Annotated in this window: 14 protein-coding genes; 10 read left to right on the forward strand and 4 right to left on the reverse strand. The window is 54.9% G+C overall.

All coding sequences use genetic code 11. The annotated features are described in order from the left end of the window. The first annotated feature begins 18 nt into the window (after positions 1-18). Entirely contained in the window at positions 19-702 is a 684-nt protein-coding gene (locus tag ACOSDR_RS06550; protein ID WP_420730711.1) for an HAD-IA family hydrolase, read from the forward strand. Continuing rightward, the gene (locus ACOSDR_RS06555) at positions 702-3,704 is read left to right on the forward strand and encodes an AsmA family protein (RefSeq protein WP_420730712.1); all 3,003 of its coding nucleotides are present in this window, start codon (positions 702-704) and stop codon (positions 3,702-3,704) included. Before ACOSDR_RS06550 ends, ACOSDR_RS06555 begins: the two co-directional genes overlap by 1 nt. A gap of 12 nt (positions 3,705-3,716) precedes the next feature. On the opposite strand, the gene ACOSDR_RS06560 is transcribed toward ACOSDR_RS06555, so the two are convergent. Beyond that, on the reverse strand, positions 3,717-5,162 hold the full coding sequence (locus ACOSDR_RS06560) for a sensor domain-containing diguanylate cyclase (protein WP_420725097.1): 1,446 nt from the start codon (positions 5,160-5,162) through the stop codon (positions 3,717-3,719). Positions 5,163-5,315: 153 nt separating this feature from the next. Here ACOSDR_RS06560 and ACOSDR_RS06565 point away from each other — a divergent pair, with 153 nt between their 5' ends. Beyond that, a complete protein-coding gene (locus ACOSDR_RS06565; RefSeq protein ID WP_420730713.1) occupies positions 5,316-6,041 on the forward strand; it encodes an ATP12 family chaperone protein in 726 nt (241 codons plus the stop codon). Positions 6,042-6,108: 67 nt separating this feature from the next. Here the strand turns inward: ACOSDR_RS06565 and ACOSDR_RS06570 are convergent, their stop codons facing one another. Beyond that, positions 6,109-6,729 carry an HD domain-containing protein gene (locus ACOSDR_RS06570; protein WP_420725095.1) on the reverse strand — a complete coding sequence of 207 codons (621 nt, stop codon included), beginning with the start codon at positions 6,727-6,729 and terminating at the stop codon, positions 6,109-6,111. Positions 6,730-6,770: 41 nt separating this feature from the next. Then, positions 6,771-7,904, reverse strand: coding sequence for a TauD/TfdA family dioxygenase (locus ACOSDR_RS06575; RefSeq protein ID WP_420730714.1), 1,134 nt, complete (start codon positions 7,902-7,904; stop codon positions 6,771-6,773). A 98-nt stretch (positions 7,905-8,002) separates the two neighbouring features. On the opposite strand from ACOSDR_RS06575, the gene ACOSDR_RS06580 reads away from it, so the two are divergent. The 6 genes from ACOSDR_RS06580 to ACOSDR_RS06605 all read left to right on the forward strand — a co-directional run bounded on the left by ACOSDR_RS06580 (position 8,003) and on the right by ACOSDR_RS06605 (position 15,673). Further along, entirely contained in the window at positions 8,003-8,917 is a 915-nt protein-coding gene (locus ACOSDR_RS06580; RefSeq protein ID WP_420730715.1) for a LysR substrate-binding domain-containing protein, read from the forward strand. A gap of 91 nt (positions 8,918-9,008) precedes the next feature. Beyond that, complete coding sequence (locus ACOSDR_RS06585) at positions 9,009-10,541, forward strand: acyl-CoA carboxylase subunit beta (RefSeq protein WP_420725092.1); 1,533 nt, start codon at positions 9,009-9,011, stop codon at positions 10,539-10,541. 416 nt (positions 10,542-10,957) lie between these two features. After that, positions 10,958-11,293 carry a GIY-YIG nuclease family protein gene (locus tag ACOSDR_RS06590; protein WP_420725254.1) on the forward strand — a complete coding sequence of 112 codons (336 nt, stop codon included), beginning with the start codon at positions 10,958-10,960 and terminating at the stop codon, positions 11,291-11,293. A 237-nt stretch (positions 11,294-11,530) separates the two neighbouring features. Continuing rightward, the gene (locus ACOSDR_RS06595) at positions 11,531-13,540 is read left to right on the forward strand and encodes a biotin carboxylase N-terminal domain-containing protein (protein ID WP_420730716.1); all 2,010 of its coding nucleotides are present in this window, start codon (positions 11,531-11,533) and stop codon (positions 13,538-13,540) included. 55 nt (positions 13,541-13,595) lie between these two features. After that, positions 13,596-14,816: an MFS transporter gene (locus tag ACOSDR_RS06600; protein ID WP_420730717.1), complete on the forward strand. Its 1,221-nt coding sequence runs from the start codon at positions 13,596-13,598 to the stop codon at positions 14,814-14,816. A 23-nt stretch (positions 14,817-14,839) separates the two neighbouring features. Further along, the gene (locus ACOSDR_RS06605; RefSeq protein WP_420730718.1) at positions 14,840-15,673 is read left to right on the forward strand and encodes a sulfite exporter TauE/SafE family protein; all 834 of its coding nucleotides are present in this window, start codon (positions 14,840-14,842) and stop codon (positions 15,671-15,673) included. 33 nt (positions 15,674-15,706) lie between these two features. Here the strand turns inward: ACOSDR_RS06605 and ACOSDR_RS06610 are convergent, their stop codons facing one another. Continuing rightward, the gene (locus ACOSDR_RS06610) at positions 15,707-16,600 is read right to left on the reverse strand and encodes a trypsin-like serine peptidase (protein WP_420730719.1); all 894 of its coding nucleotides are present in this window, start codon (positions 16,598-16,600) and stop codon (positions 15,707-15,709) included. A 222-nt stretch (positions 16,601-16,822) separates the two neighbouring features. Between ACOSDR_RS06610 and ACOSDR_RS06615 the strand changes: the two genes are divergently transcribed. Next, entirely contained in the window at positions 16,823-20,890 is a 4,068-nt protein-coding gene (locus ACOSDR_RS06615; RefSeq protein ID WP_420730720.1) for a PAS-domain containing protein, read from the forward strand. Positions 20,891-20,894 lie beyond the last annotated feature (4 nt).

The raw sequence follows: 20,894 nt of genomic DNA on the forward strand, positions 1-20,894 counted from the left end.
CTGCGGGTGAGATGACCAATGAGTGAGCCGACACCCCGCCTGATCGTTTTTGATTGCGACGGAACCCTGGTTGATAGCGGGCATATCATTGTCGATACCATGACCCTGGTTTGGCAAGGGGCGGGATTGGTTCCGCCGACGCCCGACCAGATACGCCATCAGATCGGGACATCTCTGGATCACGCGATCGGGGCCCTGCATCCGGATGGGGACCCCGAAATTCTACAGCAATTGACTTTGGCCTGCCGCAAGGCCTTTGTCAGTGATCGCGCGGCTGGAAAGTATGAAGAACCGCTCTATGATTGCTGTAGTGGTGTCTTAGAGGCGCTGTCTGAGGTTGATCATTATGTTCTGGGTGTTGCGACCGGCAAGGGGCGACGCGGCCTGAACCACACTTTGCAGCGTCACGGCATTGCGCATCATTTCAGCATTCTGAAGACAAGTGAGGATGGACCCGGAAAGCCGCATCCTGAAATCTTAATAAATGCGATGGCGGAAATGGGTGTTTCCCCATGGCAAACCGTCGTGATTGGCGATACCATCTTTGATGTGACGATGGCGGTGCGCGCCGGGGCCAAGGCAATCGGTGTTTCCTGGGGATATCATGCCCCGGAGATGTTGAAAGAGGCCGGGGCCAGTGTGGTTGCCAACCATTTCACCGAATTGCCCGGCTTAATTGAAAACCTATGGAGCACGGAATAATGCGACGTTTTATTAAAATTCTAGGCGGATTTCTGGCGGTTCTGGTCGTCGTATCGGTCGGCGCCATCGTCTATATCCTGAATATTGATTTGAATGATTGGAAACCTGAAATCCAAAGCGCCGTCAAGGATGCGACCGGCCGCACATTGGTGATTGAGGGGCCGATTGAATTCGAATTGGGCACCGATACCCGGTTGAAGGCGACGGGCATTGCGCTCAGTAACGCCGATTGGGGGTCTCGCCCAAATATGGTGGAAGTGGATTCTGTTGAGGTCAGCCTGAAGCTGTTCTCTCTGTTGGGATCCACCCCGGATATCACGCTGGCCCATGTGGATGGCGTCCGTGCGATACTCGAAAAGAATGAACAAGGCGTCAGCAATACGCAGTTCCAGACGGCGGGCGCCAGCGACGCTGACATGAAATCCGATGCGGGTGAAAGCCATAGCGGTGGCGGATATAGTGGTGGTGGCGATCTGGTGTTACCGATTCTGCGCGACGTTCGCATTGCGGATGTCGAAGTGGTCATGAAAGACCCGGCCCTGGGTCCGGACCGGGTGTTTACCCTGACGGAACTAACCTTGGGCAGCCAATCGGAAACCGATCCATTGAAGCTTAATCTGGATGCCGCTTTTGATGATCTGGATCTGGTCATGTCTGGCGAAATGGGCTCCTTGCAAACAATGACGGATTCCGGTCAGCCAACGCCGATTGATTTTGTCGGTAATCTGGCGGGAATCGACGTCGCAATTCAGGGCCAGATTCAAGATCTGGCCGGGCAGGAAGGCATTGATGTTAAGGTATCTGCCTTGGGCGAAGAATTGGCTAATGTCGCCCAGATTGCGGGTATCGATGTGCCACGGCTGGGTGGTTTCAAGGTTGATGCGACGCTGAAAGGCGACGGGGATAACCTGTCAGTCAACCCGCTTGTGGTTGATATGGGATCTCCCGATGTCATCCATGTGACGGTGAATGGGACAATTGAAAACGCGGTCGCGACCGAAGGTGTCGATCTGGCCGTTATGGTGAAAAGCAATCAGGTGGGCAATCTGTCACCCATTGCGCAGAAGTTTTCCGGTCAGAAAGTCCCGGCTTTAGGTCCATTGGATGTTTCATTGAATGTGCGCGGTGATTTGGCAGATGAACTGTCCGTCGAAGACCTATCGCTCAATCTTGGCACCCAGGAGATGGTCACGCTTGCCGTTAGCGGTGGTATCAAGGATATCATGAAGCAGAATGGCATCGCGTTGGATATTACGGCCGATTCACCAGAGCTTGGAAATCTGTCTCCAATTGCCAAGGAATTCTCTGGTCAAAGCATTCCCAACATGGGTCCGATGTCGATGACGGCGAAAGTCAATGGCGGCATGGAGGCTGGCCTGGGTCTGACAGATTTGGCGGTGGACTTTGGCAAGCCTGAAACCATTCAGGTTCAGGTCAATGGCGGTATAGAGGATTTGTTGGCGCAAAAGGGAGTTGATCTGTCGGTCAAGGCCGTGTCGCCGGAAGTTGGCAATCTGTCTCCGTTGGTTAAGGCATTCTCCAATGCATCCGTTCCCGCATTGGGCCCGCTGAATTTGAATTTGAAGGTCGCAGGGGATGCACAGGATGTGCTGACGCTCAGCCAGCTTGACCTTAACCTTGGCACGGAAAAAACGCTGCTGGTCGAAGCCAAGGGCACGGTGACCGATTTGGTCAAACTGTCAGGGGCGGATGTCGCGTTTAAGGTGATCTCCCCCAATCTGTCGGTCCTGTCTGATCTAGCCCCGGGCATTCCACCGATTGGGCCGGTTGATGTGTCGGGCAGTTTGAAGGGGGATAATGGCAAGCCCATAACCCTGGACCCCTTCACAGCGAAAATTGGAGGCAGCGATATCGCCGGGACCGCGACCATTGATGCGACAGGCGACGTCCCCAGCATTGTGGCGCGGCTGTCTTCAACCCGGTTCGACATCAATGATGTCAATCCACCCGCCAAGGGGGGTGCCTCTAAGGCCTCAACATCTGGCGGAACAACGGGCGGGGGCACCTCTAGCGCTTCGTCTGATGGGCGCTTGATCCCGAATGATCCGCTGCCGTTGGATGTGATGAAGTCTGTGAATGCGGATATCGAATACAAGGCAGCAACCTTCGTTGCAGCGGTTGCGGAATTGACAGATTTTGAAATCAAAATCGTGCTTGAGGATGGTAAGCTGGATGTCAGCCCGTTTAAAGCGGGTGTCGGCGCAGGCACCCTGGATGGTGCGCTCTCGCTGGATGGCAGCCAGGACAACCCATCTGTCTCTGTGTCCATAGAGGGTAAGAAAATGGGCCTGGAGTCGCTGTTGGCCGGGGCCGGTATGCGGGACAAGATCGTTGGACCTTTGGATGTGAATATCGATTTGAAAGGGGCCGGGGCCTCGCCGCGTGCCATTGCAGGCTCTCTGACAGGCAATACCCTGGTCAGCCTGTATGACAGTCGCGTCTTGAAGAAGGCTTTTGAGGATGCGATGGGCGATACTCTGGCAGGTTTATTGGCGACCGAGAATGGCTGGGTCGTGATGGATTGCACCGTGTTGGACTATGATCTGAAAGATGGCCTGATGGAAACCAAGGCGGGTTATACAGCCTCTGGTCCAATCACAGTCATTACAGAAGGTAATATCAATCTTAAGACGGAAGAGCTGAACCTGACTGCAAAGCCTGCTGGTGGGGGTGGTTTGACCAGTGTTCCATTGTCAATTACAGGGACCTTTGCCAATCCATCCGTTATTCCGGATCCAAAGGCGATTGGTTTGGGAATTGTTACGGGCCTGTTGACGGGCGGTATTGCACCCGCCCTGCTGGCAGTGGTTGGTGACCTTCCGGCGGATCATCCGTGTAAGAAAGAGGTCGAGGAAAGCAAAGAACAGGTTGAGAATGCCCCAGCGCAGCAACAGTCTGCCCCGGCCGATGTTCTCAAGGATCCTGGCAAGGCCATCGAAGAAGGTGTTGGCGGTGCGCTGAAAGGCCTGTTTGGTAACTAAAGCGGGCTCTGGTTAGTTTGGGGTGGGCGTGGCTGCACGAACGCAGTTACGCCCATCATGCTTGGCCTTGTACAGCGCCCGATCTGCACGATCCACCAATGCCTCTGGCTGTTCGTTTCCAGACAATGTGGCAACACCGAAGCTGGCTGTTTGTTTCAGGGCCTTCAAGGTGTTGACGGGTGTGCTTTCGCTGAGTTTCCGGCGCAGTGAATCGGCGGCTTCAAGGGCGGCTTCCTGAGAGCAGTTTTCCATTAGGAGTACAAATTCCTCACCCCCCCATCGGGCCAGGATATCCGATGTGCGGACGGAGGCTTTCAGCAGGTTTGCAGAAGACTTCAGCACCTCATCCCCGGTCAGATGCCCGTGGCGATCATTGATCAGTTTAAAATGATCCAGGTCGATAATGATAATTGACAGCGGCTGTTTAGTCCGTTTGGCTCGTTCGACGGCGTGGCGCAAGGCAATGTCAAAAACCTGGCGATTGTTCAGCCCCGTCAGGGGGTCTGTCGTCGCCATTTCTTCCAATCGGTTTTGGAACCGCGCAATCGCCAGGAATATGGCCAGCCCCGTTACAAGAATCGCAACCAGGCCAATAATGACATTTAAGGTGATGCCGCGCCCCGCCGCTTTTGTGGCGTCCGACTCGCTTTGTTCCACCATCAGGATCCATTCAAGCTCTGGAATATAGCGCGTGTTCAGCAAAATTGTTTCGTCGTCCCGCTGAAACTCAAAGTTTTCTCCAGGATTTTTCAGGATGGTATTGGCAATGTCGCTTATGCCCGGAATGGCGGTGATGCTCTTTTTATAGCTGATCTCTCGATTGGGATGCAGTGTGACATTGCCGGTTTGATCAATGAAATAGACGGTGCGGCTGAAATCACTGCGATAGCGGTTAATAATCTGCCCCATCGTGTCCAGATCCATGCCGACACCGGTCACACCAATGAAACGGTTCTGGTAGTCATAAACACGATAATTAATGAAGATTGTGGTTTTGTCGTCTTGCTGTTGATTGGGGTCGACGTTGATTTCATAATCCGATGTCATCCCCCGTACCCGAAAGAACCATTCATCGCGGGGATCGTTTTCATCGACTGCTTTGGTAACGCCACTAAAGTGGTAATAGTGCCTGGAAAATTCAGAAACGAAAAAAGCAGTGAAAAATCCATATTTCGACCGCACCGACTCCAGATAGCGTGTAACAGCCTCGGGGTCTGTCTCGCCGGACAAAATCCAATCCCGCAAAAAAGTGTCATTGGCCATTTGCGAGGAAATAAAGATCGGCTGGACCAGGTCGGCCTGAATTTCAGAATAGATCGTATCGCCCGTCAGCGGCAGCTCTGTCTCTACAACGCTCTGTTTCAGGGCATCCCGGGTTACGTGATAACTGGTCGCTGTTGTGCCGATAAACGCCACTGCCAAAACCAAAGCAACAATTGAGAGCAATCGCCCTCGCATTGATCCAAATCCTATCACCCTATAAAATCCTATACCGTTTACTTAGGCGCACCTATCTGGCATGCACACAAGCGATTTCATCTGTAAGACCAAAACTTAATAATCTGACCATATGGGATAAAGTTTAAGAAAACCCAAAGATTTGGAGTAAATATGAAGCGATTTTATAAATCTGCTGCGGCCGTGCAAACGGAAAGCGGGTACATGGTTAATTTGGATGGTCGCCCCGTGCGCACGCCGGCCCGCGCACCGCTTGTTTTGCCAGGTTTGGCTCTTGGGGAAGCCGTGGCGGCGGAATGGAATGCTCAGGGGGATAAAATCATCCCTGATACAATGCCCTTGATGTCTTTTGCTTCCACCGCGATTGATCGGGTTTCCGGGGCAATGGAGGCCGTTGCGGCGGAAGCGTCGGGTTTTGCGGCGTCGGACTTGCTGTGTTACCGCGCCGATCAACCAATCGAACTGGCGCAGCGTCAGGCAGACGCGTGGGATCCGCTCCTGGATTGGGCCAGGACCCGCTATGATGTCACTTTTTCAGTTACGACAGGGATCATGCCGGTTGAACAACCTGCTGAGAACAAGGCCCGGTTCACCGCAGTCGCTCTGGCTTTTGATCCCCATACCCTGACAGGGCTGCATGTTATGACCACGGCCTATGGATCCTTCCTTCTGGCGCTTGCCGTGGTGGAGGGACGCCTGACAGCCCCGGAGGCCCTTGCGATCTCTCGTGTGGATGAGACATTTCAGGCTGAGTTATGGGGCACGGATGAAGAGGCGGAAAAACGGCATCAGCGATTATTGCGCGAAGTGACATCCGCGCAGCATTTCATCGAATTGCTTCGCTTAGAGCAAACCCCGAACAAACTGAATCATTTGTGACGACGTATTTTATTAAAAAACAAGTGGTTAGAGTATCCTGCCTGCGCTTATGCGAGCGCATGATGCTCTAGGCTGAGGCGGCGACCTTCGCGCTTTCAACTATCATCGGCACCTGAACCCCTGGCAGCAGAACAGTCGGATCCCAAGCCTTGCGGGCGAAGACCTGACGCACCATGGGTTCAAAATGTGACAGCGGTGCACTTTTATAGCCGGGATCAAAGCAGTTTTCGTCCCAGCGCTCACAAAAAGTCACACAGGACTCATAATTCGGATCATCGATATATTTGGCGCGGCTTTCCGGATCGGCGCCGATCTTGGCCCCATAATATTTCAACTGAAAAATGCCATGGTGTTTCAGGACCCAGGTGCATTCTTCCCGGACATAGGGGGCCAGGACAGCAGCGGCCATGGAATCATGGTTCATCGGGGACAGCGTGTCGCCCATATCGTGCAGCAGCGCCGTGACGATCCAATCAATATCCGCGCCATCGGCTTGGGCCCGTGTCGCTGATTGCAGGGAATGTTCAAAGCGGCTGATCTGATAGCCGCCCAGGGACCCGTCCAGCATTTTCAAATGGTCCAGCACGCGATCAGCCAGGCCATTGATAAATTCCTGCTCATAATGATGCAGCAGATCATAATCGGCTTGGGTGCCATCTCTCATGCGGGTGAAGGAAACCGTGCTCATCACTCTTCTCCTCAAATTACAATCGATCCCGTTTATTGGGATTATGCAGCGGCCGTCTGGGCGTCCTGTGCCTGCCTTAGATGACGGCTTAACGTGCGATATTGGCTCTCGGGCCCATCATGGTCGATATAGCAGCCCTGAAGAAAGCGAAATCCGTCTTCGGCAAAGGCTGTCCTGCCATGCAGGGTGCGGTGATTGTCCATCATCAGGCAATCCCCCGTCTTTAACTTAAAGGAAAAGACGAAGCGGGGCTCCGCCGCAAGGCGGGCCAAATGCCGGCGCCCGGCATAGAAGGTTTTCAGGATTTCCGGATCAACGGCGGGGGCAAAATCCAGACGGGTCGACAGGCGCAATTGGCGCAGATTGCCAAACGAATCCAATCGGATCATCGGCGCAGTTTCCCGGTCATTCACATCCTTGGACAGATATCGGAATGAAATCGGCAGGCTGCTTAGAACATCATATTCCGCCGGCGATTCTTGTTTCAGCGCGGTGCAGATCGACAATCCATCGACAATCGTGCTTTCACCGCCCGTGGCGTCATTGGCCAGACAGTGCAGGAACTGAATCCCCGGCACTGACCGGCGATAGGGGTTGTCCGTATGGGCGGTCAGCGCCAGCCCGGTATAGGCCAGATCCGTTGCCACGGCTTCAGTTCGGACATTGAACAGCCGCCCCCAATTGGTTTCGCGGATGGGGCCAAAGACCTGCGCGATATCCAACAGGCTGTCTTCCGTGCTGGGCGTGTCGCGCAACAGGGCAAATCCATATTGGAAGAATCCCTCCAGAACCTGAAGCCGGGTCCAGGAGTCATGGCGGTTTTCCCAGTGCAGGGTTGGCGGCACCAGTGTGTCTATGGTCCAGGGGGTCGGTTGCGGCAGGTCGTCAGGATGGGTCTGTAACCCGGCCTCTATCATCATCCGCTCCAGCGGGTAGAAATGCCGGTGACCATCGGAAAACAGAAGGTCGACTCCCTGATCATTCGCCATCGCCTCCACAATTGCCAGGTCGATGGGCAATTGGGTTGGATCATAGAAACGCTGATAGCTGTTGTGATCAATCTGGTCTGGCGCATCGCTCAATTGCCGCAGCCATTCTGCTGTCAGGGGGATGACCTGACCCTGATGGTGCAATTCCAGAAACCCGGACTCCCAGTTCATTTGAAAACCAGCCACGGTACGCCCTTTCGCCATTATCTACTGTGGTGGAAAATTCAATAATTCGTGTCGCAAAAAAACCCATAAAATGGCAATGCCTATCATAACATAAAGTTATGAAAGAAATTCGACACAGCCTGCCTTCGTTGAATGCGCTGGCGGTCTTTGAGGCCGCCGGGCGTCTGGGGGGATTCACCAAGGCGGCAGAAGAGTTAAGGATCAGCCAGCCTGCGGTCACCCGTCATATTCGGGGGCTTGAGGAGTCGCTGGGGCGTCCATTATTCGTGCGCAGTCATAACCGCATCGCCCTGACAGAGGCCGGTCTTCGGCTGTGGCATGCGGTCAATACCGGGTTCGGGGATATCGCCCAGGTCGTAGAGGCATTGCGTCGGCAGGAGGAGGCGCGGTCCCTGACATTTGCAACGCATTCAGGGTTTGGACAGGAATGGCTGATGCCGCGCCTGAATGATTTGCGCGCGGATCTGGGCGGGCGCACGATCAACCTGGCGATTGTTGACAGTTCATCAGATTTTGACCGGACCGATTTTGACGTTGCGGTGCGCCATGGGCGGGGCGATTGGCCGGGTATGGAAGGGGTGCTGCTGCGCCCGGAAACAGTCTTACCCCTGATCAGTGCCGGACTGGCGGCAAAACGCCCAGAACTTTTGGTGGCGACTCCAGAAGACCTGATGACAGAACGCCTGATCCATATGGACGAGGGGGATCGACCCTGGATGAGCTGGGCAGTGTGGTTCCGTTTGGCCGGGGTCCATCGCACACCCCCGCCTGCAAACATTAGACTGAACAATTATCCATTGGTCATCCGGGAAATTCTGGTGGGAAATGGCGTTGGCCTGGGCTGGCGACCCCTGGTGGATGAGATGATACTGGCGGGGACGCTGGTGCCTGTTGGTCCGGAAGTGGTGCGGGAAGAATATGGCTGGTGGCTGGTCTGGCGCGACGGCGTGCGGGACCCCAGCTTTGATCAGATCCGGCGCTGGATACAGATTCAGTTAATCGACCCACCTTAAGCATTCCATCTGGCTGGGTCTTTTCGTCGCTGGTAAAGCAGAAAATGACGCGCTAAAACGGACGCCAAGGTTTAAAAACAGGGGGAAGCCCATGCAAGATATTCTTCAACGCCTTGAAGATATGCGCGAAGATGCGCGGCAAGGCGGCGGTGCCAAGCGAATTGAAGCCCAGCACAGCAAGGGAAAGCTGACCGCGCGGGAGCGGCTGGATCTGCTGCTGGATCCAGGCTCTTTTGAAGAATGGGACATGTTTGTCGAACATGACTGCACCGATTTCGGGATGCAGGATCAGAAAATCCGCGGCGATGGCGTCGTTACGGGGCATGGTCTGGTCAATGGTCGACGGGTTTTCGTTTTTTCTCAGGACTTCACTGTGTTTGGCGGGTCATTGTCTGCCGCCCATGCCCGCAAGATCTGTAAAATCATGGATCAGGCGATGAAGGTTGGCGTCCCGGTGATCGGCCTCAACGATTCCGGCGGCGCGCGCATTCAGGAAGGGGTTGCCTCTCTGGCAGGCTATGCCGATGTGTTTCAGCGCAATGTGATGGCGTCGGGTGTGGTGCCGCAGATTTCCATGATCATGGGCCCCTGTGCCGGGGGCGCTGTCTATTCACCCGCCATGACCGACTTCATCTTCATGGTCAAAGACTCCTCTTATATGTTCGTCACTGGGCCGGAAGTGGTGAAAACAGTCACCAATGAGACCGTGACCGCTGAAGAACTGGGCGGGGCGACAAGCCATACCAGCAAATCGGGTGTCGCTGACCTGGCCTTCGAAAATGATGTGGAGGCACTGCTGCAACTGCGCCGCTTCCTGGGTTTCCTGCCGTTGAATAATAAAGAACAGCCGCCCCACCGCCCGACTGACGATCCCCATGACCGGCTGGACATGTCGCTGGACACATTGGTCCCGCCCAATCCCAACAAGCCGTATGATATCAAGGAATTGATACACAAGATCGCTGATGAGGAAGATTTCTTTGAAATCCAGCCCAATAATGCAGGCAACATCGTAGTTGGCTTTGCGCGGATCGAAGGCCACCCGGTCGGCATCGTCGCCAATCAGCCCATGGTTCTGGCGGGCTGTCTGGACATTGCCAGTTCCATCAAGGCGGGTCGTTTCGTGCGCTTCTGCGATGCCTTTAACATTCCCATCGTGACCCTGGTCGATGTGCCAGGCTTCCTGCCCGGCACGGCCCAGGAATATGGTGGCATCATTAAACACGGCGCGAAGCTGCTCTATGCCTATGCCGAAGCGACGGTGCCCAAGGTCACCGTGATCACCCGCAAGGCCTATGGTGGGGCCTATGATGTGATGTCGTCCAAGCATCTGCGGGGTGATGTGAATTATGCCTGGCCGTCAGCGGAAATCGCCGTCATGGGCCCAAAGGGCGCGGTGGAAATTATCTTCCGCGGGGATCGTGATGATCCCGCGAAATTGGCGGAAAAGGAAGCGGAATACCGCGATAAATTCGCAAATCCCTTCGTGGCGGGCCAGCACGGTTTCATCGATGACGTCATCATGCCCCACAGCACACGCCGCCGCATCTCCCGCGCGCTCAGCATGCTGCGCACGAAAGACATCAAGAACCCGTGGAAAAAGCACGGCAATATTCCGCTGTAAGCCCTCCTTCGAGACGACGCTGTCGCGTCTCCTCAGGATGAGAATGGTGAGGGTGGAGAAAGTTGAGAGTGCACATTGGTAAATCCCGCGTCGTGAGGGCCGCAAGTTGAACGGATGATCACGGGCCTTCCTTCGAGACGACGCTGACGCGTCTCCTCAGGATGAGAGTTGTGATGGTGGAGAAAGTTGAGAGTGCGCATTGGTAAATCCCGCGTCGTGAGGGTCGCAGGTTGAACGGATCATCACGGGCCTTCCTTCGAGACGACGCCGACGCCTCTCTTTAGGATGAGAGTCGTGATGGTGGAGAGAATTGAGAGTGCACAATAGTAAATCCCTCATCCTGAGGAGCGGCAACGCCGCGTCTCGAAGGATGGGGGATGGCAGGAAAGTGAGGCAAGTTGGATTTCTGGGTCTATATGCTCCGATGCTCAGATGGAAGTTACTATGTCGGATCGGCTCGCGGGTCTTTGGATCGGCGCGTACAAGAGCATCAGCAGGGTGCCTATCCCGGATATACAACATCAAGACGCCCTGTTGCCCTTGTCTTTAGTGAGCGGTTTGTGCGTGTTGAAGATGCGATAGCTTCAGAGCAGCAGTTAAAAGGGTGGTCTCGGGCCAAGAAGGAAGCGTTGGTTTCTGGGGATTGGAAGAGGATAAGTGCTTTGGGAAAACGAGGTGCCTCGCGGGCCCTCCTTCGAGACGACGCTGACGCGTCTCCTCAGGATGAGAAGTGTGATGGTGGAGAAAAGTGAGGTTGAATAACTGTGGTCCCCTCATCCTAAGGAGCCGCAGTAAAAAAAGGGTAGTCGCTCTCTCTTTTGATACGACGCAGGAGTTTCTCCTCAGGATGAGAATGATGATGGTGGAGAGAACTGAGGGTTCACAATAGTAAATCCCTCATCCTGAGGAGCGGCAACGCCGCGTCTCGAAGGATGGGGGACGGGCAAAGAGGCAGCCCAAAGGTTTAACAAAACGGGGTGTTGGTTAACATGTTTAAGAAAATCCTAATTGCCAATCGCGGGGAAATTGCCTGTCGGGTGATGCGCACGGCCCATAAGATGGGGATCGTGCCGGTCGCGGTGTATTCTGAGGCGGATGCGCAGGCGCTGCATGTGAAGACGGCCCTGGCGCTGGGTGGCGAAGCGGTGCTGGTCGGACCGGCGGCGTCTTCTGAAAGCTATCTGGTGATCGATAACATCGTTAAGGCCTGTAAGGAGACGGGCGCAGAGGCTGTGCATCCTGGCTATGGCTTCCTGTCGGAAAACAAGCGCTTTGCAGAGCGGCTGGAGAAAGAGGGCATTGCCTTCATCGGCCCGCCGGTCGGCGCGATTGAGGCGATGGGCGACAAGATCGAATCCAAGAAGCTGGCTTTGGCCGCGGGCGTCAGCACTGTGCCGGGATTCCTGGAGGCGATTACCGACCCCGAAGAGGCGGTGCGGATTTCTAACGACATCGGCTATCCGGTGATGCTGAAGGCGTCTGCCGGTGGTGGCGGTAAGGGCATGCGCCTGGCCTGGAATGATAAAGAGGCCCGGGAGGGTCTGGTATCGGCCATGAATGAAGGGCGCAGCAGCTTTGGCGACGACCGTGTCTTCATTGAAAAATTCATTGAAGAACCCCGCCATATCGAAATTCAGGTTCTGGCCGATGGACAGGGCACCTGCCTGTATCTGGGGGAGCGGGAATGTTCCATCCAGCGACGCCATCAGAAGGTGATCGAAGAAGCCCCATCCCCGTTCCTGGATGAGGCAACCCGCAAGGCGATGGGCGAACAGGCGGTCGCGCTGGCCCAACAGGTGAAATATCGCACGGCCGGGACGGTGGAATTCATCGTCGATAAGGATCGCAATTTCTATTTCCTGGAAATGAACACCCGCCTGCAGGTGGAACATCCGGTCACGGAACTGGTTACCGGCTATGATCTGGTTGAATGGATGATCCGCGTTGCCTATGGCGAGAAGCTGCCGATGAAGCAGTCTGACATCAAATTGACAGGCTGGGCGATTGAGGCCCGGCTATATGCAGAAGATGCAGAGCGTGGCTTCCTGCCTTCGACAGGCCGCCTGAGCCGCTATATTGAGCCGCAGGCGGTGGAAGGAAAGGTGCGGGTCGATAGCGGTTGCTATGATGGCGCTGAAATCTCCATGTTCTATGACCCGATGATCTCCAAACTGGTTGTCGGGGGCAAGGACCGGGCATCGGCCATCGCGGAATTGCGCCGGGCGATTGATGGCTATGTCGTGCGCGGCCTGAGCCATAACATGCCCTTCCTGGCCAATCTGGCGAAGCATCCCCGCTTTGCCGAAGGCCGGATCACCACCAATTTTATTGCAGAAGAATATCCAGATGGCCTGACAGAAGCGCATTTGAAGCCGGATGATCCAGACCTATTCGCGGCGATTGCAGCGGTCATCCAGGACCGGATTGAACAGCGGGAGCGGCGCATTTCTGGCCAGGAACAGGGCCGCGAGCCGGACCTGCCATCGGATTACACAGTATTTCTGGGCGATAAGGATGCGCAGGAAATCTCCCTGCATCTGGAACGGGGAGAGGATGGCGATCGCCTGACTCTGGGAGACCGAACGCTGTTCATTGAAAGCGGATGGCGGCCGGGCATGATCATTTTCCGCGCCACGGTGGATGATGAATTGCGTCTGTTCCAGGTGGATCGGGACGGCGCTGGGTTTGTATTGAGCCATGATGGCGCGCGCATTCGGGCGCTGGTGCTGGAAGCCCGCCATGCCGGTCTGCGCCGGTTGATGCCCTACAAGCCGCCACCAGACATGTCGAAATTCCTGCTGTCCCCCATGCCGGGCTTGTTGGTGCGGCTCAGTGTCTCACCCGGTGATGCGGTGGAGGCTGGACAGGAACTGGCGGTTGTTGAGGCGATGAAGATGGAAAATGTTCTGCGCGCCGTCAGCAATGGCACAGTCAAGACCGCCCACGCTGCCCAGGGGGATGGCCTTGCGGTGGATCAGATGATCCTGGAATTCGAATGATCTTGTCCGTGTGAGTGATTGACGGGGAACAAGCGTTGGGGTCTAACCCATTTCCATGAGCCGCGCGATCTATCTAGACAGTCGGATATGGTGCCTTGGGATTGCCGAAACCCTGGTTTGGGCAGGGATGTATTATCTTTTCCCGGCCCTGTTGGTGCATTGGGAATCCGATCTGGGGTGGTCCAAGACGGAGCTGACCCTGGCGGCAACCTGTGCCTTGCTGGTTTCTGCGGTGGTTGCGCCAAAGATCGGGGGATTGATTGATCAGGATGCAGGGCGCTGGATTCTGACAGGGTGTGCGGCTTTGGGCGGTGTGTTGCTGTTGCTGTTGACCCAGGTCCAGTCCTATCCTGTCTTTTTCGCCCTCTGGATCGGTATCGGCATCGCCATGGGGGGATGCCTGTATGAGCCGTGTTTCGCCTTCCTGACACACCGTCGCGGGGTTCAGGCCAGAAGCGCGATTACCATGATCACCCTGATGGCTGGATTTGCGGGAACCGTCGCTTTCCCGCTGTGTAACTGGATTGCAGTATCGGCCAATTGGCAGGCGGCAAGTGGCACGATGGCCGTTCTGATCCTGGCCGTTGCGGTGCCCTTGTTCTGGTTTGGCACCCGATTGAGGGCCGGGGATGTCGCGTTTGACAGTTCCGCGCATCACTCCAGTCAGGGCGACGTTACAAAATTGCGCAAATCAGCGCTGCGCCAGACATTATCGCGCCCGACTTACTGGTTGCTGGCTGCCAGTTTTGCGGTTCTGGGTCTAAACCATGCCATTGTTGTCACGCATTTACTGCCCCTGTTGGACGAACGGGGCATATCATTGGCATCTGCCGTCCTGGCGATTTCCCTGTTGGGACCAATGCAGGTGGTCGGGCGTATCGTTATGCTGTTGACGGAACGGTGGATAGGGGTGATCACACTGTGTGGTGTAATCTTTGTATCCATCGCGGTTGGCGGCGTCTTTTTGGGGCTGGCGGCGGTGATTCCGGTGCTGATTTATCTGTTCGTGTTGTTGCAAGGTGCCAGCCATGGGGTCGTCAGCATTCTGCGTCCGCTTGTCACGGCGCATCTGCTGGGGCGGACCGGGTTTGGCACCATTTCCGGTGCGGTGGCTGTGCCTTTTGTTGCCGCGACGGCATTGGGCCCCAGCGCGGGTAGTCTGATTTGGCGTTGGGGCGGCTATGATTTGGTCGTATGGGCCTTGATCGCTTTGGCGCTGATCGGGCTGTGTTGTTTTGGTCTGGCGGTCAGGATATCCGCCCGCCATCCGGTTTAAGTAGGTTTGAAAGGATACTGATTGTGCCGATTGAATTCGATTTCGCCTTTTTATTGCCGTTTGCCTTGGCCTTGCTGGCGACGGGGGCTTTTGCGGGTACCCTGGCCGGATTGCTGGGGGTTGGCGGTGGAATCGTGATCGTGCCAATCCTGTATATGCTGTTGCCGGCCTTTGGTGTGCCGGAGGAGTTGCGCATGCATTTGGCGGTCGGAACGTCTTTGGCGACAATCGTACCGACCGGCCTTGTGTCGGCACAGTCGCACTGGAAACGCGGCGGTGTTGATGTTGATCTGTTGAAGAAATTGGGCATCTTTGTGGTTCTGGGCGTTGCCGTCGGCATTGTCATTGGCACCCGTGCCGGTGGGGAAACCCTGAAGATCATCTTTGCGTCTGTCGCTTTGCTGGTTGCCGTGCATATGGGACTGGGCAAGCAGGAATGGTGCCTCAGCAAATCCTTACCATCCTGGCCGGGTCGCGCCGTGATTGGGATGTTTATCGGTGGTTTCAGTGTCGTCATGGGGATCGGCGGAGGAACGCTGGGGGTCCCAACGCTCAGCCTGTTCAATGTCCCGATACGGCGAGCGGTGGGAACCGCGGCGGCGCTGGGGCCGGTGATCGCATTGCCTGGCGTGATCGGTTTTATCATCAGTGGTTTTGGCGAACCGGGCCTGCCACCCTTCAGCCTGGGCTATGCCAATCTGCTGGCTTTTGCGGTTATCGTGCCGTCAACGATTGCTTTCGCACCTTTGGGGGCAAAGCTGGCCCATACCATCTCTCCGCCTCTGTTGCGCAAGGCCTTTGCTGTGTTTCTGTTGATCACGGCATGTCGCATGGCCTGGGCGGTTTTTGGATCTTGATGTGCGGATATCCGGTCGATAGTCAGGCAATGCTTATTCGACCGGACCCTGCCCTTCGCGGCTGTTGTTGGGTGTAAACACAGCATTCATTTCCGTATGGCGAATGGCACGTTCCACCAGATTCAGGATGGTGTAAATTGGCACGGCGGTATTTGTGACAGTACCGTCGGTCAACGGGACATTGGTCGCACTGTTCAGGCCAATCACTTGCAGGCCGGACTTGGTGCGAATTGCGATGGGCGCGCCGGAATCGCCGCTGACGATTTCGCAACTGTGGCTTAACAATTCACCATGCCCCAGAAAGCCCAGGATACGGCAGGCATTGTCGACGGAAATTACATGGGCACGGTCCTTGGGATAGCCAGCCAAAGAGAAATACTGTTTTGTATCGATCATCTGCTTCAGGGTTTCTGCATCCAAGGCCTGAAAGCCCAGATACCCGGCTTTGCGGCCAATTGGATCTTTTAGAATCACGATCGCCCAGTCGTGTTCCATATTGGATGGATCTGCCCAAAGCTCCCCATTAAAATTGGGGGAGGGGATGATCTGAATGGCTGTTGAATGGGCAACATATTTTTCGCGCTGATAGCCTGCAACAAAGTTAATAAGCTGTGGTGCGGCATAGCGTTTTGTCGGGCGAAAATACAGGCAATGAGCGGCCGTCAGGACGATACGCTCCCCGATCAATGACCCTGTGCAATGGGACCTTGAACTGACGCCACTGATATTGACCCGTCCAACCGCGCTCCAAGGATACTGTGAGGCATCAACCACCGTGCGCGCCAGGGTCGAGGGGGCATTGGCAATCGATTCCGCATATCCGCTGCGAAAAGGCAGGCCAATGGCTAATCCAATCGCCCACAAGATCATGATCACGTGACAGTGACGAACGAACACGTGGGGTAACAGACTTGAAGAAAGACGCATATCATCAGTACCTACTGTTATCGCATTCGACTTTAGCATACTGTATGTACGTTGCGATCATATGTTTCTGACCAATTTGTTAGCACTTTTTTAGCGTTTCCTGGTTACGCTGCGAAGCTATTCTGAGTTCCAGACCGTGTTGGTCACAGATAGAAAGTTGTTTTGTTGAAGCCGGTTTTAAAATCTAGTTCTATCGGGTCGAATGCAAGCTGGTGGAGCGCAATGGCGTTGTCCATTGGAACCGCCGGACTTGTTGCCGTCTCAAGTTTAATTTTGTCTGGACTGTGGTTCTTCCGCAACCCGGAAGCATATTTCAGTGCAATTGATAGCGCGCCAACATATCCAGGTACAGCGGTCAGTCTGTTCGGCTTGTCGCTGGCTTTGCTTTTGCAGAATTTCCCCTTCAATCCGGGCTGGTATCGCGGTGGGGCGGTCTCTGCGTATCTGGGGCGGTGGCTTGCCGCGGGCCTGACAGTTCTTGCTCTGATCATATGTGTCTTGGCGCTGGGGCAGGACGTTTTCCGGCAGAATATTGGAAATGATCGCTTTTTTGTGTCTTCAATGACCACTGAAAATGTCCCCGTGATACAGCGCATGTCGCTGATCACGACGGCGTGCATCATTCTTCTGTGCGTCGCAGTGATTGCCACGTTTTTTGCGGGTCGCCTGTCTCTTATTATTCGTGGTGCGGTTAGTGTCTTTCTGGTTCCTGCGGGATTCAGTGGTGTCGCCGCCTGGATTTTCAGCACTAATTCTGGGACGCGGCTGGATCAACATTCGGATGTTGGCGTTTTCACATCCGCTAGCCTGATCTTCCTTGGAATAGCGGTTCTGGGTAATGTTTACCTGGCATTGCGTGTCTCAGGCATGCAAAGCCGCATAATAGGCAATGCCGCCAGCGTTGTGATTGGCCTGATTTTGAGCCTGATCGCCTGGCAGTTGGCCACGGAAAATCAGAAAGACGCTGAATCGCGAGAGTTACAGCTTGAAGCGAAAGCCGTTGCGGATGCGGTGTCCGGAATCGTGATTCGCCGCGCCAATGGGATTGAGCGTATGGCGGGTCGCTGGAACGCAAGCACCCCCCAGTTCGAAACCTTCTGGCGACGCGATGCTAGTGAATTGGTGCGGGATTTCCCAGGGATCCTGTCGATTGAACACACGGATCAGAATGGCATCATCAAGTGGATTGAACCCATTCGGGGAAATGCGGCGGCGATTGGTATGTCGGTATTTGAGTCACCCAGGGTTGGGGAGAGTTTCCGACACGCCATGCGCACTGGCAAGATGGCTTATTCAGGGTTCTTCAAACTGTTAACCGGAAATTTGGGATTTGTGGTTGTTGCTCCGCCCAATCGAAGCGTTCTTTTTTTCGGCCAGACTTTTGGCGTGTTTGACCTGCCGACATTGTTGACCGATGACCAGGAACTCCCATTTTCGGATGATCTGTCGATATTGCTGCAGGACAATACCGGAAAGGCATTTCATTTCGGCGCAGATCTAGAAGAAAGTGCGCCGCTGACAATTTCCATGCCGCTGGATCGGATTAATCGGGATTGGCGTATCACGGTCGGTCATGCCGCCCGCAGTGGGTTGATGAGCTGGTTTCCGGAATTGATCCTATTGATCGGGCTGACCGCGACGGTGTTGGTGTATCGGATGAGTGTTCTTTCGGGCATCGCGGCACAACGACAGCAGGATGCAGAGGCCGCATTGGCAACCTCACAATCCTCTCTGCGTGCTCAAAAGCGAGCAGAGCAGCAAATGAGTATCGCCCTGGAATCCTTAAGCGAGGGTTTCATGCTGTATGACACGGATGATCGCCTGCAAGTGTTCAATTCTCGATACGCGGATTTTTATGCCCTGACCAAGCCCGCGTTAAAAATTGGCAATACATTTGAGGAAATCATTCGGTATGGCGCGCAACACGGCCAATATTCGAATATTGCCACAGATCCCGCCTCTGTAGAGGCTTTTGTTCAGGAACGACTGGCGATGCACCAGAATCCCGGTGAGCCTGTTTTGCAGAATCTGGACGATGGTCGGTGGTTGCGTATTGAGGAGCGCCGCACACCCGATGGCGGAATTGTCGGTTTCCGTGTCGATGTCACTGAACTGGTGCAGCGGGAAAAAGAGCTGGAAAATGCGCTTGTGGCTCAGGCGCGCGCGGAAATGGTCCTGAAAACAGCTGTGGAATCGATTTCTGCAGGGTTTGTGATTTTCGACTCTGAAGATCGATTGGTGATGTGCAATACGCAATATCGAACCATGCATCCACTGGTTTCCGATAAATTTGTCCCTGGCGCCCGTTATGAAGATTTGTTGTGGGATGGTCTGGAAGCAGGCGTGTTCCAGATCGAACGAGAAGAGTGGGAAGATTTTATAAGAATGCGATTGGAAGCGCATAAATCTTCTCAAAGCTCCTTTATTCAGAAGAATGCAGACGGCACCTACACGCGTGTTGAGGAGCGCGCGTTGGATGATGGGGGGGTGGTAGGCCTGCGTATTGATGTCACTGAGGTTGTTGAGCGCGAGACCCGAATGGCCCAGGCTTCCGCCCGCGTCGAAGAGGCCCAGACCTTGGCACGGCTGGGTGATTTCTCCTATTCCCTGGAACAGGGACGCTTCACCCATCTGTCCGACCAGGCCTGCGCCTTGTTTGGCCTTCAGTCGCTGGGTGAAAATGTCGTTGATTATGACACTCTGGCTAACTTGGTGAGTGAAAGGGATGCCCAGCGAATTCGCAATCGGGCGGCTTCCGCAACGGCGACGCTGGAAGATTATGCAGACGAATACAAGATCACATTGCCCAGCGGGGAATGGCGCCATGTTCAGGAACGTGGTCGCCTCGCATTTGACGAGGCGGGAACCTGTATCGGTTTTGATGGCACTTTTCAGGACATTACGGATCGGAAACAGGCTGAATTAGAGCTGCAGCGCATTGTTGCAGAACAAAAGCTCGCCCAGCAGCGCCTTGAACGGCAAAGTGCGGAACTGGTGTCGATGACGGAAGACATCGCAGTCGCCCGTGATCAGGCAGAGGCGGCAACCCGGGCCAAGTCCGAGTTCCTGGCGGCGATGAGCCATGAAATCCGCACGCCGATGAATGGCATTCTGGGCATGACGGGCCTGTTGCTGGATACCGAAATGACGGAAGAACAGCGCCGGTTTACCGAGATTGCCCGTCAATCCGCATCCGACTTGTTGATCATCCTGAACGACATTCTGGATTTCTCCAAGTTGGAGGCGAAGAAAATTGAGATCGAACAGGAAGCCTTCCGCTTAGGCGATGTCTTGCAAAGCGTCGTGCAATTGCTGCGCCCCCAGGCAGAGCAGAAATCAGTATCGCTGGTAACGCAGGGGGATTCTGATGCAATTCAGAACCTGTTAGGGGATGCCACCAGAATACGGCAGATATTGTTCAATCTGGTGGGTAATGCGATCAAATTCACAAAGGAAGGTGAGGTGATTTTGCGTGTCGCGACCCAATCAGAAGGGACCGGAGACGCAGAAAGCATTCATATTCGATTTGAAGTCCAGGACAGCGGTGTGGGCATCAAGGAAGAAGCGCAAGGGCGCCTGTTTAACAGCTTTACGCAGGCGGACAGTTCCACGTCCCGGCAATATGGTGGCACCGGGCTTGGATTGGCGATCTGTAAGCAATTGGTTGAATTGATGGGCGGGCGGATTGGTTTTGACAGCCAGGAAGGCGTCGGTTCGACATTCTGGTTCGAATTGGAATGCAAGCCAGGCCCGGCATCTGTTCCGTTGGAGTCGGATTCCGTTCAGGTCATATCGGATGAAACCCGTCGCCTGCGTCTGTTGCTGGTGGAAGACAACCATGTCAACCAGATCGTTATCGGCACCATGTTACAGAAGCTGGGTCATCATGTAGATACCGTATCCAATGGAGCCGAAGCGCTGCATACCTTACGGCTGGTTCCCTATGACTTGGTCTTCATGGATGTGCAAATGCCTGTTATGGATGGACCGACAGCAGCACAATGGATTCGGGCCAGCGATGAACGATGGGCCGATATCCCAATCGTGGCCTTGACGGCGAATGCGCTGGAAGGCCAACGGGAACATTATATTGATAGCGGTATGTCCGATTACGTATCCAAACCGGTCCAGATGGAGGAATTGGCGGCGGCAATCCAGCGCCAGACAGGGGCGTCAGCGGCTATTGTCGCAAAGGACACGGATAGTCAGGACACACAAGAGACACTTAGCGCCGATGCTCAGGCGGCTCTGTCCGATCTACTTTCCTCAATCAAAGGGCTGGGCGATTAGGCTT

The organism is Hwanghaeella sp. 1Z406, from assembly GCF_048892425.1.
In the GTDB taxonomy this organism is placed as follows: Bacteria; Pseudomonadota; Alphaproteobacteria; order UBA8366; family Aestuariispiraceae; genus Pacificispira.

Excerpts from the sequence above, each read along its gene's own strand:
- ACOSDR_RS06550 (WP_420730711.1), top strand. The coding sequence starts at position 19 with ATGAGTGAGCCGACACCCCGCCTGATCGTTTTTGATTGCGACGGAACC.
- ACOSDR_RS06555 (WP_420730712.1), top strand. The coding sequence starts at position 702 with ATGCGACGTTTTATTAAAATTCTAGGCGGATTTCTGGCGGTTCTGGTC.
- ACOSDR_RS06560 (WP_420725097.1), bottom strand. The coding sequence starts at position 5,162 with ATGCGAGGGCGATTGCTCTCAATTGTTGCTTTGGTTTTGGCAGTGGCG.
- ACOSDR_RS06565 (WP_420730713.1), top strand. The coding sequence starts at position 5,316 with ATGAAGCGATTTTATAAATCTGCTGCGGCCGTGCAAACGGAAAGCGGG.
- ACOSDR_RS06570 (WP_420725095.1), bottom strand. The coding sequence starts at position 6,729 with ATGAGCACGGTTTCCTTCACCCGCATGAGAGATGGCACCCAAGCCGAT.
- ACOSDR_RS06580 (WP_420730715.1), top strand. The coding sequence starts at position 8,003 with ATGAAAGAAATTCGACACAGCCTGCCTTCGTTGAATGCGCTGGCGGTC.
- ACOSDR_RS06585 (WP_420725092.1), top strand. The coding sequence starts at position 9,009 with ATGCAAGATATTCTTCAACGCCTTGAAGATATGCGCGAAGATGCGCGG.
- ACOSDR_RS06590 (WP_420725254.1), top strand. The coding sequence starts at position 10,958 with ATGCTCCGATGCTCAGATGGAAGTTACTATGTCGGATCGGCTCGCGGG.
- ACOSDR_RS06595 (WP_420730716.1), top strand. The coding sequence starts at position 11,531 with ATGTTTAAGAAAATCCTAATTGCCAATCGCGGGGAAATTGCCTGTCGG.
- ACOSDR_RS06600 (WP_420730717.1), top strand. The coding sequence starts at position 13,596 with ATGAGCCGCGCGATCTATCTAGACAGTCGGATATGGTGCCTTGGGATT.
- ACOSDR_RS06610 (WP_420730719.1), bottom strand. The coding sequence starts at position 16,600 with ATGCGTCTTTCTTCAAGTCTGTTACCCCACGTGTTCGTTCGTCACTGT.
- ACOSDR_RS06615 (WP_420730720.1), top strand. The coding sequence starts at position 16,823 with ATGGCGTTGTCCATTGGAACCGCCGGACTTGTTGCCGTCTCAAGTTTA.